Source organism: Aquimarina sp. EL_43 (genome assembly GCF_943422735.1).
GTDB classification, from domain to species: domain Bacteria; phylum Bacteroidota; class Bacteroidia; order Flavobacteriales; family Flavobacteriaceae; genus Aquimarina; species Aquimarina megaterium.
Map to the genome: position 1 here is coordinate 1,741,049 of NZ_CALSBR010000001.1, position 16,968 is coordinate 1,758,016.

Annotated in this window: 15 protein-coding genes; all 15 read left to right on the forward strand. The window is 29.8% G+C overall.

The genetic code is table 11. From position 1 onward, the window contains the following. Positions 1-10: 10 nt before the first annotated feature. The gene (locus tag NNL09_RS07850) at positions 11-862 is read left to right on the forward strand and encodes an FkbM family methyltransferase (RefSeq protein ID WP_196911028.1); all 852 of its coding nucleotides are present in this window, start codon (positions 11-13) and stop codon (positions 860-862) included. Further along, a complete protein-coding gene (locus NNL09_RS07855) occupies positions 863-1,996 on the forward strand; it encodes an N-acetyl sugar amidotransferase (protein WP_196911027.1) in 1,134 nt (377 codons plus the stop codon). It abuts the gene before it with no gap. Further along, positions 1,993-2,607, forward strand: a complete 615-nt coding sequence (gene hisH / locus NNL09_RS07860; RefSeq protein ID WP_196911026.1) for an imidazole glycerol phosphate synthase subunit HisH — start codon at positions 1,993-1,995, stop codon at positions 2,605-2,607. Before NNL09_RS07855 ends, hisH begins: the two co-directional genes overlap by 4 nt. A gap of 3 nt (positions 2,608-2,610) precedes the next feature. Next, entirely contained in the window at positions 2,611-3,375 is a 765-nt protein-coding gene (locus NNL09_RS07865; protein WP_196911025.1) for an AglZ/HisF2 family acetamidino modification protein, read from the forward strand. Positions 3,376-3,467: 92 nt separating this feature from the next. After that, the gene (locus NNL09_RS07870) at positions 3,468-4,439 is read left to right on the forward strand and encodes a hypothetical protein (protein WP_196911024.1); all 972 of its coding nucleotides are present in this window, start codon (positions 3,468-3,470) and stop codon (positions 4,437-4,439) included. A gap of 197 nt (positions 4,440-4,636) precedes the next feature. Next, a complete protein-coding gene (locus tag NNL09_RS07875; RefSeq protein WP_196911023.1) occupies positions 4,637-6,754 on the forward strand; it encodes a bi-domain-containing oxidoreductase in 2,118 nt (705 codons plus the stop codon). Next, positions 6,751-7,464: a class I SAM-dependent methyltransferase gene (locus NNL09_RS07880; RefSeq protein WP_196911022.1), complete on the forward strand. Its 714-nt coding sequence runs from the start codon at positions 6,751-6,753 to the stop codon at positions 7,462-7,464. Before NNL09_RS07875 ends, NNL09_RS07880 begins: the two co-directional genes overlap by 4 nt. A gap of 78 nt (positions 7,465-7,542) precedes the next feature. Continuing rightward, positions 7,543-9,141, forward strand: coding sequence for an alginate lyase family protein (locus tag NNL09_RS07885; protein ID WP_196911021.1), 1,599 nt, complete (start codon positions 7,543-7,545; stop codon positions 9,139-9,141). Positions 9,142-9,147: 6 nt separating this feature from the next. Continuing rightward, positions 9,148-10,377, forward strand: a complete 1,230-nt coding sequence (locus tag NNL09_RS07890; RefSeq protein ID WP_196911020.1) for a glycosyltransferase family 4 protein — start codon at positions 9,148-9,150, stop codon at positions 10,375-10,377. Continuing rightward, entirely contained in the window at positions 10,377-11,144 is a 768-nt protein-coding gene (locus tag NNL09_RS07895; protein WP_196911060.1) for a methionyl-tRNA formyltransferase, read from the forward strand. Before NNL09_RS07890 ends, NNL09_RS07895 begins: the two co-directional genes overlap by 1 nt. Beyond that, a complete protein-coding gene (locus tag NNL09_RS07900) occupies positions 11,145-11,999 on the forward strand; it encodes a polysaccharide deacetylase family protein (RefSeq protein WP_196911019.1) in 855 nt (284 codons plus the stop codon). A 147-nt stretch (positions 12,000-12,146) separates the two neighbouring features. Continuing rightward, a complete protein-coding gene (locus NNL09_RS07905) occupies positions 12,147-13,298 on the forward strand; it encodes an MraY family glycosyltransferase (protein ID WP_196911018.1) in 1,152 nt (383 codons plus the stop codon). Continuing rightward, positions 13,295-14,608, forward strand: a complete 1,314-nt coding sequence (locus tag NNL09_RS07910) for a UDP-glucose/GDP-mannose dehydrogenase family protein (protein WP_196911017.1) — start codon at positions 13,295-13,297, stop codon at positions 14,606-14,608. The genes NNL09_RS07905 and NNL09_RS07910 overlap by 4 nt, the downstream gene beginning before the upstream one ends. Before the next feature lie 2 nt (positions 14,609-14,610). Beyond that, positions 14,611-15,582, forward strand: a complete 972-nt coding sequence (locus NNL09_RS07915; protein ID WP_035096066.1) for a UDP-glucuronic acid decarboxylase family protein — start codon at positions 14,611-14,613, stop codon at positions 15,580-15,582. Between the two features lie 113 nt (positions 15,583-15,695). Next, a complete protein-coding gene (locus NNL09_RS07920) occupies positions 15,696-16,958 on the forward strand; it encodes an O-antigen ligase (protein WP_025665421.1) in 1,263 nt (420 codons plus the stop codon). Positions 16,959-16,968 lie beyond the last annotated feature (10 nt).

The window sequence follows — 16,968 nt, forward strand, 5'->3', positions numbered from 1 at the left end:
TAAAGACAACATGAGTTTTAAAAAGATTATACTGAAAATTAAGGAAAAAGGCTTAAAAGGTTTAATTAACGCCATTATTAGCAAGGTAAAATACAATATACATAAACCAAAAATCATTCTTAACAACACTTATGAAACAATTAGTTTAGGTACAGATTATGGAGCAAAAGTGTTTGTTGAAAGACCCGACCTTCAAAATTCAATAATTGTTAGTTGTGGTGTAGGAGAGGATATTTCTTTTGATATTGAATTTGCAAAAAAGTACAATGCAACTATAGTAATGTTAGATCCAACGCCAAGAGCTATAGATCATTATGATCAAATAATTGATAGAATTAGAAGCCAAAAAGATAATGGCTCTACTCAAGATATGACTAATAATGAATTGCTGAAAATTTACGACTTGTCAATGATTAATGAAGAACAATTGATTCTTGAAGAATTGGCATTATGGACTGAAAATACAATGTTGAATTTTTATCTGCCAGTGAATAAATCAAATGTCTCTCATTCATTAGTTAACTATCAAAACGACTATAAACAGGGCGATGAATATGGTCATATAAAGGTAAAAACTACTACCTTAAATGAAATAATGGAAAAATATAAAATTAATAATATCGAACTATTGAAACTTGATATTGAAGGAGCAGAAATAGAAGTTCTAGAAAACATGTTGGATAATAAGATTTTTCCAAACCAAATATGCGTAGAATTTGATGGTTTAAACGTCCCTTCTAAAAGAGCTAAAGAAGATTTTGAAAAAATTGATAAGATGCTTAGGTCAAATAGTTATGAAATAATTTATTATGATGGATTGGCAGATTTCACCTACTTACTTAATACTAAAAATAAAAATTAAATGAGTACAAATATTGTATGCACAAACTGTGTAATGGACACTACAGATTCAAAAATAGTTTTTGACGAAAATGGAGTATGTGATCATTGTAATACATACTATAAGGATATTTTACCCAACTGGCATACTGATGAAAGAGGAGATAATGCTCTTAAAGAAATAGTTTCTAAGATTAAAAAAGAAGGCAAGGGAAAAGATTTTGATTGTTTAGTAGGTATGAGCGGCGGTATTGATAGCTCTTATCTTTTATATATGATGAAAGAAAAATATGGCCTTCGCCCTTTGGTCTTTCATGTGGATGCAGGATGGAATTCTCAAATAGCAGTTAATAACATAGAACGTTTAGTTGATGGATTAGGGTTAGATTTATATACTGAAGTAATCAATTGGGAAGAAATTAAGGATTTACAATTAGCCTATTTTAAATCAGGAGTCTCACATATAGATACACCACAAGATCATGCTTTTTTTGCAACCATGTATAAGTTTGCATCAAAACATAAGATTAAACATATTCTTACAGGAGGTAATTATTCGACCGAATGTGTAAGAAACCCATTAGAATGGATGTATTATCAATCAGATTCAATTCAATTAAGAGATATTTATAAAAAACATGGTACCGGAAAACTAAAAGATTATCCGGTAACTAATATCTTATGGTATAAAGTGTATTTACCCTATGTAAAAGGAATCAAACTAATTAGACCATTGGATTATATTCCTTATCATAAAGAGGAAGCTATGCAGCTTTTGGTTGATAAATACGGATATCAAAAATATCCACAAAAACATTTTGAATCTCGTTTCACGAGATTCTATGAAGCATACTGGTTGCCCAAAAAATTTGGCTATGATACCAGAAAAGTGCAATTTTCTAGCTTAATACTTACAGAGCAAATGACAAGAGAAGATGCTCTAGAAGAATTAAAGAAACCAGCTTATAATCCCGAAACAATAAAACAAGATTTTGAATTTATAGCTAATAAATTAGGGATATCAGTAGAAGAGCTGCAAGGCTATATGGATGCTCCTAATAAAACGTATAAAGATTATAAATCGCAAGAAAGCATTTATAATATTGGAGCAAAGATAATGCGTCTAATAGGATTAGAAAGAGGAGGTAAAAGATGATTAAAATAGTTAATTATGGTTCAGGAAATATTCAAGCCATATTAAATATCTATAAGCAATTAAACATAGAATGTCTTGTAGCTAATACACCTCAAGAATTACAAGGTGCTACTAAACTAATCTTACCTGGTGTTGGAGCTTTTGATGAAACAATGGATCAATTAATCAAATCTGGATTTAAAAAAGAGTTAGATCGCATGGTTTTAGTAGAGAAAATTCCTGTAATAGGAATTTGTGTTGGTATGCAAATTTTAGCAAAAAAAAGTGAGGAAGGACAATTAGATGGATTAGGTTATATTGATGGAGTAGTTAAAAAATTTGATAGTAATAAATTTACAGAAAAACCATATTTACCACATCTTGGTTGGAATAGTATAGAACCAGTTAGAGAAAATGAAATTTTTGAGAATATAGACTTTGATCACGGCTTTTATTTTTTACATACCTATTATTTTTCTTGTAATTCAACAGAAGATAGACTTGCTAGTACTCAATATGGGGGTGAATTCTCTTCGGCCGTTAATCATGATAACGTTTTTGGGATGCAATTTCACCCAGAAAAAAGCCATAGTAATGGAATTCAGTTGTTTAAAAACTTTGCTAACTTGTAAACTATGTTAAGATCACGAATAATTCCATGTTTATTGGTTAGAAATAAAGGATTGGTAAAAACAGTTCAATTTAAAGATTCTAAGTATGTTGGAGACCCTATAAATGCTGTAAAGATTTTTAATGAAAAAGAGGTAGACGAATTAATTGTTTTAGATATTGATGCAACCAAGGAAGGGCGAGAACCTGATTTTCAAATGATTCAAAATTTGGCTAATGAATCCAGAATGCCACTTTGTTATGGAGGAGGAGTAAAAACGGTAGAACATGCCAAACAAATTATTCATTTGGGTGCAGAAAAGGTAGCGTTAAGTTCTGCTGTGATAAATAACCCAGATCTGGTTATTGATATAGCAAAAGCAGTTGGAGTACAAAGTGTAATAGTAGTTTTAGATGTCAAGAAGAAAGGCCTTTTTGGGAAATATCAAGTTTTTACCCATAATGGCACCAAAGCAACAGGAAAAGACCCAAAAGAATTAGCATTACAATTTGAAAAATTAGGAGTAGGTGAAATCGTAATTAATTCTATTGACAATGATGGGATGATGAAAGGATACGATGTAAAATTGATAGATTTAATTAGATCTGCCATTAATATCCCTATGACAGTATTAGGTGGAGCAGGAGAACTGACTCATATCAAAGAAATTATCAAAAAATATAAAATTATTGGTGTAGCTGCAGGGAGTATATTTGTTTTTAAGGGTAAATATAAAGCAGTACTCATAAATTATCCTAATCGTTCTGAAATTAAAGAATTATTAAAATAAATAACATAAAACTATACTATTGAAGTAACATTTTATCATGATTGCACATAAACCTGTGATAATATATTCATAATATTAACCACATAGAAATAATGAAAACAATAAAGCTACTCTTCGCAATTTTACTATGTATTAGTTGTAACAATGACGATGATAAGGTGGAAGTATCAAATAATAAACCACCCGAAGAAATAGAAACTGAGCAACCTCCTATTAATTATAGTTCTATTGTTAAATTGCGTAGAGAACATGTAGATACTATCGAACCTCGTTTTGCAATATGCAGGCAGTTGTATTATTATAATAATTTACCGTTTAGCGATACAACGTGTATAACCAATGATAGATATAAATATAAACCAAAAGAATTTGTTTATAATGAAAATAGATTATTTGTTGGCTATAAGCAATATAATAGTGATGTTTTGTCTTATGACGGATTAGGAAGGTTGATTGAATATTGGATACATTATTATTCTAGAGTAAATGAAACTAGCAGTAAATATCACCATAAAGTTTCTTATGACGATAATAAAAAAATAGGTTTAGATTCGATATGGGAAACTTACAGAGATCCTTTTAATTCAGGAAGCAATTACACTAATAGGTTAAAATATATTAATAAATATTATATGAACGACAAAGGATTAATTTATAAAATAGAGAAAAGATTAGTAGGATTTCCAAACTATCTTAGAGAAGATCTCGTATTTTATGATACTAATTTAAATCTTCAAAAAATAAAATATAGTGGAGGAAACAGTATAGAGTACACCTATTATGATGAGGAATATAGAAGACCTTTTTTTTATGAATTTCACTATTTAGGAGAAAACTTCAATAATTACTTTCTTATCAATGATTTTAAAAACATTATCCCAATGAAAAGAAAAGGGGATATGTATATAAAAACAATAAAACATTTACCAGCTGACACTGAAAACGGTGAAATTTTGACTTATGAATATAATTATGAATTTGATAGTCTGAAGTTTCCAACAAAGCTTACGTATTATGAATCTGGTGTTGGTGAGATTACAGAAGAGTATTTTTACAAGGAGTAAATTTTAATACTATTAACATTGTAGTCTTAAAAATAAATAAAGTAAAGGTATAACTTAAATCGTTATATCCTCTTTTTCAAATAGAGTTAAAGACAACAAACATCTAAGTTATTTAATAAATTATAGCCCGAAACGGGCTAGTTTATTTGATTAAACATTAATTTCGCCAAAATCTTTAAAAAGACTAGAAAATAAAGATGAAACAAATCATACAAGACCTTAAGAACGGAGAAACTATATTAGAAGAAGTACCAGTGCCAATGGTAAAATCAGGGCATGTGCTTATAAAAACTACCAAGTCATTAGTTTCGCTAGGAACAGAAAGAATGTTGGTAGAATTTGGCAAAGCTAATTTTATCCAGAAAGCGCGTCAACAACCCGATAAGGTAAAAATGGTCTTGGATAAAGTAAAGACAGATGGTCTAAAACCAACTATGGATGCTGTTTTTAATAAACTTAACCAACCACTACCTTTAGGATATTGTAATGTAGGTGAGGTTGTTGCTGTAGGTAGAGGAGTTACAGAGTTTAAAGTTGGCGATAGAGTGGCCTCTAATGGAAATCATGCAGAATATGTAAATGTTCCTAAAAACTTAGTAGCTAAGATTCCTGATAATGTAACCGACGAGGAAGCAGTTTTTACAGTAATTGGATCTATTGGTTTGCAAGGTATCAGGTTATTAAACCCAACTTTTGGAGAAACAATTGTAGTTGTTGGTTTAGGATTGATAGGTTTGGTGACCGCAGAGTTGCTTTTAGCAAATGGGTGTAATGTAATTGGTTTTGATTTTGATCCTGAAAAAGTAAAAATTGCCAAAGAAAAAGGAGTCATAGCAATAAATCCTAGTGAAGGTACAGATCAGGTAAAATTTATAGAATCATATACCAATGGTATTGGTGCAGACGGAGTGATCATTACAGCATCAAATAAAAGTAATGAAATTATTTCGCAATCTGCCAACATGTGTAGAAAACGAGGTAGAGTAGTACTTGTTGGAGTTATTGGATTGGATATAAGTAGAGCCGACTTTTATGAAAAAGAAATTTCTTTTCAGGTATCCTGTTCGTATGGACCAGGAAGATATGATGAAGAATATGAGCAAAAAGGAAATGATTACCCAATTGGCTATGTACGATGGACCGAGAAAAGAAATTTTGAAGCTATATTAAACTCGATCTCTAAAGGAACTCTGGATGTTAAACCATTGATTACAGAACGAATATCTCTCAAAAATTATCAAACCATTTATGGAGATATGAAAAATTCGAAGTCTATTGCTTCTATTCTTGAGTATGATAACACAGAGGAGCCTACATCTAATATTTCAATTACCGAGAAATTATTTGAAGGTAAAAAAGGGGTGATAGGTATTGTTGGAGCAGGAAACTTTACAAGTGCAGTAATACTTCCTAACCTGAAAAAACTGAAAGCTAATATGAAATATATAGCGAGTTCTGGAGGGTTATCGTCAACCATAATGGCAAAACGTTTTAGCATTGCTAATTCAACATCAAACTACAAAGAAATACTAGAAGATAATGACGTAGATTTAGTGTTTATTACAACACAACATCACATGCATGCTCCAATGGTCTTAGAAGCTCTTAAATCTAAAAAAAGTGTTTTTGTAGAAAAACCATTAGCACTTACAAGTATAGAGCTTGAAGAAATCATAACAGAATACAATGTTCAAAATGTAAATGTTTCTGTTGGATTTAATAGACGTTTTGCACCTTTAGCAAAAAAGATGAAGAAGCTTTTAGGAAACGATAATACACCAATTAATATTGTTGCTACAATGAATGCTGGTTTTATTCCCGCCGACGTTTGGGTACATGATATGGAAGTTGGTGGCGGAAGAATCATTGGCGAGGCATGTCATTATATCGATTTATGTACTTATTTTGCAGGTAGTAAAATAACTGCAGTATGTATGAATGCAATGGGCTCGAATCCAGAAGAAAATACAGATAATGCCAGTATTCTTTTGAAATATGAAAATGGAACTAATGCAGTAATCAACTACTTTGCAAATGGAAGTAAATCCTATTCCAAAGAACGTGTTGAAGTGTATTCTCAAGAGCGCACTTTAATAATGGATAATTGGAGAAAACTAAAAGCCTTTGGTTTTAAAGGAGGTAAAAATACTTCTTCAAAACAAGATAAAGGCCATTATAATCAGTTTAATGAACTTCTTGAGCAACAATATAATGGTGGAAACGCAATTATTCCTTTTCACGAGATTATAAACACAACAAAAGCTTCATTCGCAGCAATCGAATCTTTAAAAACAAATAACTGGGTTAAAATATGAACAAAAAATTAGTGAAGTTTTTGGATTCTACTTTTTATGCAAAAACAGAAGATAGGTGGGACGATAAAATTTTTAGAAAAGAGATTTTGGATGCTATAAAACCTAGTTACATAGTTCTAGATGTAGGAGCAGGAAGAGGAAGGATTTTAGAAATGAATTTTAAAGGCTTGTGCGAAAAAATTTATGGGATTGATCCTGATGAAGGAATATTTGAAAACCCGATAATTGACAAAGGGTATTTGGGTTTAGCAGATTCTATGCCTTTTTTTGAAGATAATTATTTTGATTTGATTTTTTGTGATAATGTATTAGAACATGTAGAAAACCCTACACCGTTCTACAATGAGATATATAGAGTGCTTAAGGATAAAGGTGTTTTTTTGTCAAAAACACCAAACAAATACCATTATATGCCAACAATAGCACGTTGTACACCAACATCTTTTCATAAGTTTTATAATAAAATGAGAGGGAGAGCGTATGACGATACTTTCCCAACATTTTATAGAGCAAATACCAAAAAAGCATATAAGAAATTTGCAAAAGCAAGTAAGCTTAAATTGACCTCTACCAAATGTTTCTCAGGACGTCCTGAGTATTTAAGAATATTTTTTATTACTTATATTTTTGGTATTATCTATGAAAGAACAGTGAATTTCCTTAAATTAAATTCCCTTAAAGCAATTGTAATATCAAAAATGGAAAAGTAGGTAAGCATAGTAATAGACAATACTTTTCTAATTTTTATTAATATCAATCTTAAAGCAGAGAAACATATATTTATTAGTTTGGGATCACTAAAACAAGGTAAACAAAAAGTAATATTATTTGCTCAGACAGTAAAACACCTTCGATTTAAGCAACTATATTACCAGGCATATTATTTAATATGCAATAGATTTTTTAAAAAGAACTATACCAAAAAACTACATAAAGAAATTCGAAGTTTACTTTGGGATGACACGTTTTTCTATCCAAATAGTTATGAAACTAAAAATAACTTTACTTTTCTCAACCTAACACATCAGTTTTCTGGTAAGATAGATTGGAACTATTCAGGATTTGGAAAACTTTGGACATATAATTTAAATTATTTTGATTTTCTAAATCAAGAACAAATTACTGTAAATGAAGGTTTATACTTAATTAAAGATTTTTTAAAAAATGATGTTGATTTAAAAGATGGAAAAGAACCATATCCAATTTCTTTAAGAGGTATTAATTGGATTAAATTTTTATCAAAAAATAAGATTTCTGACACACAAATCGATCAAACCTTATACAATCATTATGAAACATTAATTCATAATTTAGAATATCATTTACTTGGAAATCATTTACTCGAAAATGGATATTCATTATTATTTGGAGCATATTATTTCAAAGATGAAATTTTATATAAAAAATCAAAACAAATTTTGAAACAAGAGCTTACCGAACAAATTTTGGATGACGGAGCGCATTTTGAACTCTCACCGATGTATCATCAAATTTTATTACATCGTTTGTTAGATTGTATTCATCTTGTTCAGAACAACTTTTGGAAAGAAGATAACTTGTTACTTTTTCTGAAAAAAAAGGCAATTCAAATGACTTCATGGTTAGAAGAGGTAACATATCAAAATGGAAATATACCAATGGTGAATGATAGCACATATGATATTTCGCCTACTTCTGGGCAACTATTTGAATATGCTAAAAGACTTAATCTTCATTGGAATAAAGGTAATCTTATGGATTCTGGCTATCGAATGTTTAGGAACAATAACTATGAGTTGTTTGTAGATGTTGGTAATATAGGACCAGATTATCAGCCGGGTCACGCGCACTCAGACACTTTTAGTTTTGAATTATATGTAAAAAACAAACCAATACTAGTTGATCCAGGAATTTCTACTTATGAGAAAAATGATAGAAGATTAAAAGAACGAGGAACAAAATACCATAATACAGTAAAAATTGGAAATCAGGATCAGACACAAGTTTGGGATGGATTTAGAGTAGCAAAAAGAGCAAGAATTGTTAATCTAAAAGAAAAGGAAAATATGCTTGAAGCTACTCATAACGGTTATAAAAATTTTGGAATTACCCACACTAGAAGATTTTTGTCTAATGATTATAAAATCTTAATAAACGATATAGTTTCTAAAGAAATTAACAAAGAACAGATTGCTTTTTTTCATTTTCATCCAGATATAAAGGAATTAGAGATTTCAAACACCCAAGTATATTTACCAAAGGAAAATATTGATATAAAATTTGACAAAGAATTGCTCAAAATTGAAGAAGAAAACTACGAGTATGCTTTGGGGTTTAATAAAAGAGAAACAGCAAAAAAAATAAAAGTGTATTTTAAAACCACTTTGTCAACCACCATAAGCATATAAAATATAATGAAGTTACTTTTCCTAACTGATAATTTTCCTCCAGAGGTTAACGCTCCTGCAACCAGAACTTATGAGCATTGTAGAGAATGGGTAAAAGAAGGAATTGATGTTACTGTAATTACATGTGCTCCTAATTTTCCTTTTGGAAAAACGTACGATGGATATAAAAATAAACTTTATCAAACTGAAGAGATAGATGGAATTAAGGTAATAAGAGTATGGTCTTTTATGGCTCCGAATAAAGGGTTCATATTACGAATAGTAGATTTTATAAGTTTTTCAATAACTTCATTTATGGTAGGGTTATTTCAGAAAACAGATATAATAATAGCAACTTCACCACAATTTTTTACAGCCATGAGTGGAAGAGCATTATCATTTTTCAAAAGAAAAAAGTTTGTTTTAGAGATTAGAGATTTATGGCCTGAACAAATTTTAGCTTCTACCAATTTAAAGAGAAATGCTTTTATAAAATATCTAGAATGGGAAGAACTTAAATGTTATAAAAGAGCAAATCTAATTGTTACAGTTACAAATTCTTATGTAAATACGATAGTAAATAGAGGTATTAGTAAAAGTAAATTTGAAATAATTAAAAACGGAGTAGATAAAAATAAATTTAAACCCCTTAAGAAAGATAAAGAATTACTTAAAAAGTATAACTTGCATGATAAATTTGTTATTGGTTATATAGGCACTCATGGATTGAGTCAAAATTTATCTTTTATAATAGATGGAATTTTTGAATTTAATAAAACTACCCCTAAGACGAAACAAGACACGTGTTTTTTGTTTGTTGGTGAAGGAGCAGAAAAAGAAAAAATCAGAAAAAAGACTGAAGATCTTAATATTCAGAATGTTATTTTCGTTGATCAGATAAAAAAAGAAGAAATGCCAAAATATCTGTCGTTATTAGATATTTCTTTGGTACCACTTAAAAAAGCCGAGTTATATTTTTCAGTAATTCCTTCAAAAATATTTGAGCTATCTGCAATGAATATTCCTATTTTACTTGGAGTGGACGGAGAGGCTAGAAAATTAATAGAAAAATATAATTGTGGTTTATTTTATGAACCAGATAGTACCGAAAGTTTTTTAAAACAACTTAATGTGCTTATTTCTAACAAAAATGATATAATATCAAAATATAAACAAGGTTGTGAGATGTTATCTTTAGATTATGACAGAAAAAGATTAGCATTAAAACTATTAAATAGAATAGAAAAACTAAGATGATGAGAATAATAATATTAACGCAATCTGATCCATTTTATTTAGCAGAAAATATTGATTATTTAGTTAACAGTTTACCCAAGAATAGTGAAATTGTATCTACTGTTATATTTGATGTCTCTCCATTTGGGAAAAAAGAATCGTTTTTAAAAAAAGCAAAAAAGACGTTACATATTTTTGGGATTCGTTTTTTTACTTATTACAGTTTAAAATTTGTGCTGAACAAGTTTAATCCGAAAAAAGATGTTTATAAGGTTTTAAAGAAACATAAAATCCCTATTGTTACCTTAGATAAAGGGATAAATCATGAAGAATCTTTAGAAAAAATAAATGTACTTAACCCAGATTTGTTGATTTCGATTGCGGGTAATCAAATATTTAAAAGCGAATTAATTAATTTGGCACCTAAAGGATGCTTAAATTTACACACTGCATTGTTACCAAAATATAGAGGATTAATGCCTTCTTTTTGGGTACTGAAAAATAATGAAAAGGAAACAGGAGTTTCAGTTTTTTTCGTTGATGAAGGAATAGATAGTGGTCCAATAATTACTCAAAAAAGAATTCCTATTACAAAGAATATGACTCAGAGTGAGCTTATTACAATCTCGAAGAAAATAGGAATGGATGCAATAATTGAGTCAATTGAGAAAATAGAGTCAAATAATTATCAATTAATAGAAAATAGCGAGAAGGGCAAAACTTATTTTTCTTTCCCCACTAGAAAAGATGTAAGTGAGTTTTATAAGAATAATAAAAAATTCTTTTAAATGAGTATTATATTAACTTTTGATATTGAAGAATGGTTTCATGTTTTAGATAATAAATCAACTAAAACACAGAAAGAATGGGGGAATTTTGAAAATAGAATTCATGAGAACATGGATCGTATTCTTAAAATACTATCAGATAATAATTTAAAGGCAACATTTTTTTGTTTAGGTTGGATTGCGAAGAAATACCCTTCAATTATAAAGCAAATTGATGATTTAGGATATGAGATAGGAACTCACTCTCATATGCACCAATTGGCATATGAAATGAATAAAAATGAGTTTAGAGAAGATCTTAAAAAATCAATAGATTTATTACAAAGTATAACAGGAAAAAAAATTGAATCGTATAGAGCACCTGGTTTTTCAATTACTTCAAAAAACTTATGGGCATTTGAAATTTTGCATGAAGAAGGAATTAAAAATGATTGCTCTATTTTTCCTGCAAATCGAGCACATGGAGGTGTACCCCATTTTTCTTCAAAAGAACCTTGTATCATTAAATATGATGGAGTTTCTTTAAAGGAATTTCCAATAAATGTATCTAATATTTTAGGTAAAAAAATGATTTTTTCAGGAGGAGGATATTTTAGACTTATGCCATATTGGTTAGTAAAAAAAATGACGGATAGAGCGGATTATGTAATGACATATTTTCACCCTAGAGATTTTGATTATAATCAGCCGATGATTGAGGAGCTAAATTATATTAGAAAATTTAAATCGTATTATGGATTAAAAGATTGCGAACCTAAACTTAGAAAGTGGATTAATGATTATAAATTTGTTGATTTGAAAACGTATTCTGATGATATAAACTGGGAGGAGAAAGATGTTGTTGTTTTAAAATAAATGTAATGAATGAGATTTGTAAGAGAAGAAAATCTTCAAAAATTCACCAAAGACCTGATAGAAAAAAATGCTGATGTTTATTAAGAATTAAATTTTAATCTAAAAACTTTCTCTACTTTTACCATATTTTCAAAATCTATCATTGAGTTGAATTTTCTAGAAACAGCAATATTAATTTTTATAGGATCATTTTTAGTGACATATTTAACAATACCTAAAATCATTGGAGTTGTTTCTTATAAGAGGTTGATGGATGCTCCTAATGAAAGGAGTTCTCATAAAACCCAAACACCAAGTTTAGGAGGAATAGCCTTCTACTATACGTTAATAATAAGTTTGTTTTTTATTAATAGTTGGGATACTAATAATGAAATAATACATATCATTCCTGGGCTTACGATTTTATTTATTATCGGGCTAAAGGATGATTTGGTTGTTTTATCACCGGGTTCTAAATTAATTGCTCAACTTGCTGCAGTCTCTTTTGTTGTTGCTAATAGTGGTTTTACAATACATTCTTTAAACGGCTTTTTTAACATAGAAGAAATACCATATTATATTTATTTTCTTATTGGAGTATTTATTATGGTAACAATAATAAACTCATATAATCTTATAGATGGGATAGATGGTTTAGCCTCAATTGTAGGAATAGTTATTTTAATTATTTACACAACTATCTTTTATTTAACTAAGGAATATTTTTATGCTTTGATAACAATTAGCTTAAATGCCTGCTTACTTGCATTTTTTGGGTATAATGTGTCATCGACAAAAAAAATATTTATGGGAGATACCGGATCATTAATTGTCGGATTTGTGATTAGTATTATGACGTTAAAATTTTTAGCTCTAAAACCATCTTCTTCTGCAGAATTACCATTCTTTTTGGAAAATATTCCATTGATTGCAATAAGTATTCTTATTGTTCCACTTTTTGATACAGCCAGGGTTTTTGCTATTAGAATTGCAAATAAGAAAAGTCCATTTTCACCTGATCGCAATCATACCCATCATGTTCTTATAGATTATTGGGGTTTATCTCATAAACAAGCTAGTTATTTAATAGGTGGATTTAATATAATTTTTGTAGTATTATTTATTGTTTTAGGTAGTACGACTAAGAATTTATGGTTATTCATAACGTTGTTAGTTAGCATAATAATTTTGAGCTTTATTTTTTTCAGATTTAATTATAATTTTACTTCATTGAAGCAAAAGATTCTGTTTAGAAGAAAAGTAAAAGCTATGAAAGAAAATTTGAAACCCAAAACAAAAAAGGATAAAGACAATAAATGAAGATAGCAGTAATAGGTTCTGGATATGTTGGATTGGTTACGGGAACCTGCCTTGCGGAGACGGGAAATGAAGTTGTGTGTATCGACATAGATAAGAATAAAGTTCAAAAATTAAATAACGGAGTTGTTCCAATATATGAGCCACATCTTGATATATTATTTGATAGAAATATAAAAGCAGGAAGACTAAAGTTTACGACTTCTCTCGAAGAAGGCTTAGAACATGGTGAGGTTATCTTTTTAGCATTACCCACTCCAGAAGAAGAAGATGGCTCTGCAGATTTATCATATGTTATTGGTGTTGCAGAAGATATAGGTCGGTTGCTTAATGAGTATAAGGTAATAGTAGATAAGAGTACTGTTCCGGTTGGGACAGCAGAAAAAGTTCGAGATACTATTGCAAAGTATACAACATGCGATTTTGATGTAGTTTCAAACCCTGAGTTTCTAAGAGAAGGCTTTGCAGTAGATGATTTTTTAAAACCTGAACGAATTGTTGTGGGGTCAAGCTCTGATAGGGCAATAGAGCTTATGAAAAAATTATATAAGCCTTTTGTACGATCTGGTAACCCTATAATTGTGATGGATGAAAAATCTGCAGAACTTACTAAATATGCAGCAAATTCTTTTCTGGCAACCAAGATTACATTTATGAATGAAATCGCAAATTATTGCGAAAAGGTTGGTGCAGATATCGATAAAGTACGAATAGGAATAGGAACAGACTCTAGAATTGGAAAGCGTTTTTTATTTCCAGGTATAGGATACGGAGGTTCTTGCTTTCCTAAAGATGTAAAAGCACTTCATAAATCAGGTAAAAATTCGCAATATGATTTTAAAATTCTGGATGCAGTAATTAGAGTAAATGATAGTCAGAAAATTGCATTATTACCAAAGATCAACACATATTTTGATAATGATTTGTCTAACAAGACATTTGCAATATGGGGCTTAGCTTTTAAGCCAGAGACAGATGATATTAGAGAAGCACCTGCATTATATCTGATTGACGAATTGCTGAAAGAAGGAGTACAGATTAAGGCATTTGATCCAGAGGCAATGAAAAATGTAGCTCATAAATATGGAGATAAGATTGATATGGTCACTACTATGTATGAAGCGGTTCAGAACGCAGATGCACTAATCATTTGTACAGAATGGAGTATTTTTAGAACTCCGGATTTTGATAAAATAAAAGAAGGACTAAAAAGACCTTTGATTTTTGATGGAAGAAATCTTTATGACATTGTCGATATGGAAAAAGAAGAGATTTCCTATTTCTCTATAGGGAGGAAAGATATTAAATTATAACTATGCAAAAAGTTTTAATTACAGGAGCAGCTGGTTTTTTGGGATCTCATCTCTGTGATCGGTTTATTAAAGAAGGTTTTCATGTGATTGGTATGGATAACCTAATCACAGGTACGCTAAAAAATATTGAACACCTGTTTAAACTAAAGCATTTTGAGTTCTATCATCATGATGTGACCAAATTTGTTCATGTTCCTGGTACATTAGATTATATATTACATTTTGCATCTCCTGCTAGTCCTATAGATTACCTTAAGATTCCTATTCAAACATTAAAAGTAGGGTCTTTGGGTACGCATAATCTTTTAGGTCTTGCAAAAGAAAAAAATGCTAGAATTCTTATTGCATCAACTAGCGAAGTTTATGGTGATCCTTTAGTGCATCCACAAAGTGAAGATTATTATGGTAATGTAAACGCTATTGGACCTAGGGGTGTATACGATGAAGCAAAACGTTTTCAGGAGTCAATTACAATGGCATATCACACCTATCACGGTTTAGAGACAAGAATTGCACGTATCTTTAACACGTATGGCCCAAGAATGAGATTAAATGATGGTCGAGTAGTACCAGCATTTATCGGACAAGCATTAAGAGGTGAAGACTTAACTATATTTGGCAATGGATTACAAACTCGATCCTTTTGTTATGTAGATGATTTGGTAGAAGGAATTTATAGGTTACTTTTTAGTGAGTATGTATATCCCATAAATATAGGTAATCCTGATGAGATTAAAATCAAAGATTTTGCTGAAGAAATTGTAAAACTTACCGAGACACACCAAAAAGTAATTTATAAACCATTACCAATTGATGATCCGTTGCAACGACAACCAGATATTGGTAAAGCAAAAGAAATTTTGGATTGGCAACCAAAAATAAGTAGGTCAGAGGGAATGAAATTAACTTTAGATTATTTTAGGAGTTTCTCTACAGAAGAATTACAAAAGAGTGAACATAGAGATTTTCAATAAAACCTTTTTCGTCGATCCATTATCATAATAGAACTCTTTAAAAATCGTTAGCTATCTCATAATACATCTTATAAAAAGTGCAACTAGTTAAGATAATAAACCAAGCAACCAACATGTTTTATAAAGAAGATCATTGGGTTGTAATGATCTTTTGGAATAGCTTGTATATTGCCTTTTTTTTATTACCATTAGGGATCAATCTTCCAACTCCATTTTTTATAATTTCGATCATTTTTGGGATCGGTATGATGTTTAGAGCTGAAAAGAAATTTGTTCTGGATAAATCATTATTACTTTTTCCGTTATATTTTATTGTGATGTCTTTTGGATTGATTTATACTGATAATTTGATCAGTGGATTCGATTTGGTACAACGATCTCTTTCATTATTATTATTTCCTTTAATTTTTCTTTTTGTTAAAGAAGATGCTGCTACGGTAAAAAAACTATTTGACTTTTTACTTATGGGGCTAATTGTCTCATTTTTCATTAATGTTTTTAAGGCAGGTAATAGCTTAACATGGCATATTATTGATGAAAAAGAAAGCATAGAAATTCTTGTGTTTATAGAGGGAATTGTAAAAAATTGGCATTATTTTTTTGTAGGATCTCTATTTTCCAGATCGGTTAATGCTAATTATATTTCTATATATATATTATTGGTATTAAGTTATTACCTTAAAAACAAGTTGAAATCTCGAATACAGCTAGCAGTAGTTATTCTTTTATTTCTATATCTTTTTTTATTGGCTTCAATTGCGGCTTATCTTATTTTGTTTGTGATGTCGATATTATTGATTTTTGATATTAGGGATAAACAAAAGAAATATACCATGACCATTATTTTTTTGATGGGATTGTTACTGTTTTTAAATAATCCTAGGGTGTTTGATTTTTATTCCAGAATAAAAGATTTTAGTAATGTAAGAGAATATTATGATACCACAGCATCAGAAAAATCAAGACTGTTGGCATGGGATGCCAGTATCAAATTGATTAAAGATGCTCCTGTATTTGGTTATGGAGTTGGAGATGCAAACGATGTTTTGGTTCAAAAATATAAGGAGTTGAATTACATTCTTAATTACAAAAGCAAGTATAATGCCCACAATCAGTTTCTACAAACGTATTTACAAACAGGCATTGTTGGGTTTGGGGTTTTAGTGTGTATTTTTGTCATATTGGCAATGCGTATGAAAAGAAGTAGAAATGAATTTTCAGTCTTTTTGATTCTTTTTATATCATTAATATTCGAATCTATGTTAGTTCGATTTAATGGTATTGTATTCTTCTCTATTGTTACTCCTTTGCTTTTAAAAAAGAGAAGTATTTTAAGTAGTAGGATTATTCGCAATGATGGCAGTGAACAAAATTAAAATAAGATAT

Coding starts and splice junctions, on each gene's coding strand:
- NNL09_RS07850 (WP_196911028.1), top strand. CDS start 11: ATGAGTTTTAAAAAGATTATACTGAAAATTAAGGAAAAAGGCTTAAAA.
- NNL09_RS07855 (WP_196911027.1), top strand. CDS start 863: ATGAGTACAAATATTGTATGCACAAACTGTGTAATGGACACTACAGAT.
- hisH (WP_196911026.1), top strand. CDS start 1,993: ATGATTAAAATAGTTAATTATGGTTCAGGAAATATTCAAGCCATATTA.
- NNL09_RS07865 (WP_196911025.1), top strand. CDS start 2,611: ATGTTAAGATCACGAATAATTCCATGTTTATTGGTTAGAAATAAAGGA.
- NNL09_RS07870 (WP_196911024.1), top strand. CDS start 3,468: ATGAAAACAATAAAGCTACTCTTCGCAATTTTACTATGTATTAGTTGT.
- NNL09_RS07875 (WP_196911023.1), top strand. CDS start 4,637: ATGAAACAAATCATACAAGACCTTAAGAACGGAGAAACTATATTAGAA.
- NNL09_RS07880 (WP_196911022.1), top strand. CDS start 6,751: ATGAACAAAAAATTAGTGAAGTTTTTGGATTCTACTTTTTATGCAAAA.
- NNL09_RS07890 (WP_196911020.1), top strand. CDS start 9,148: ATGAAGTTACTTTTCCTAACTGATAATTTTCCTCCAGAGGTTAACGCT.
- NNL09_RS07895 (WP_196911060.1), top strand. CDS start 10,377: ATGAGAATAATAATATTAACGCAATCTGATCCATTTTATTTAGCAGAA.
- NNL09_RS07900 (WP_196911019.1), top strand. CDS start 11,145: ATGAGTATTATATTAACTTTTGATATTGAAGAATGGTTTCATGTTTTA.
- NNL09_RS07910 (WP_196911017.1), top strand. CDS start 13,295: ATGAAGATAGCAGTAATAGGTTCTGGATATGTTGGATTGGTTACGGGA.
- NNL09_RS07915 (WP_035096066.1), top strand. CDS start 14,611: ATGCAAAAAGTTTTAATTACAGGAGCAGCTGGTTTTTTGGGATCTCAT.
- NNL09_RS07920 (WP_025665421.1), top strand. CDS start 15,696: ATGTTTTATAAAGAAGATCATTGGGTTGTAATGATCTTTTGGAATAGC.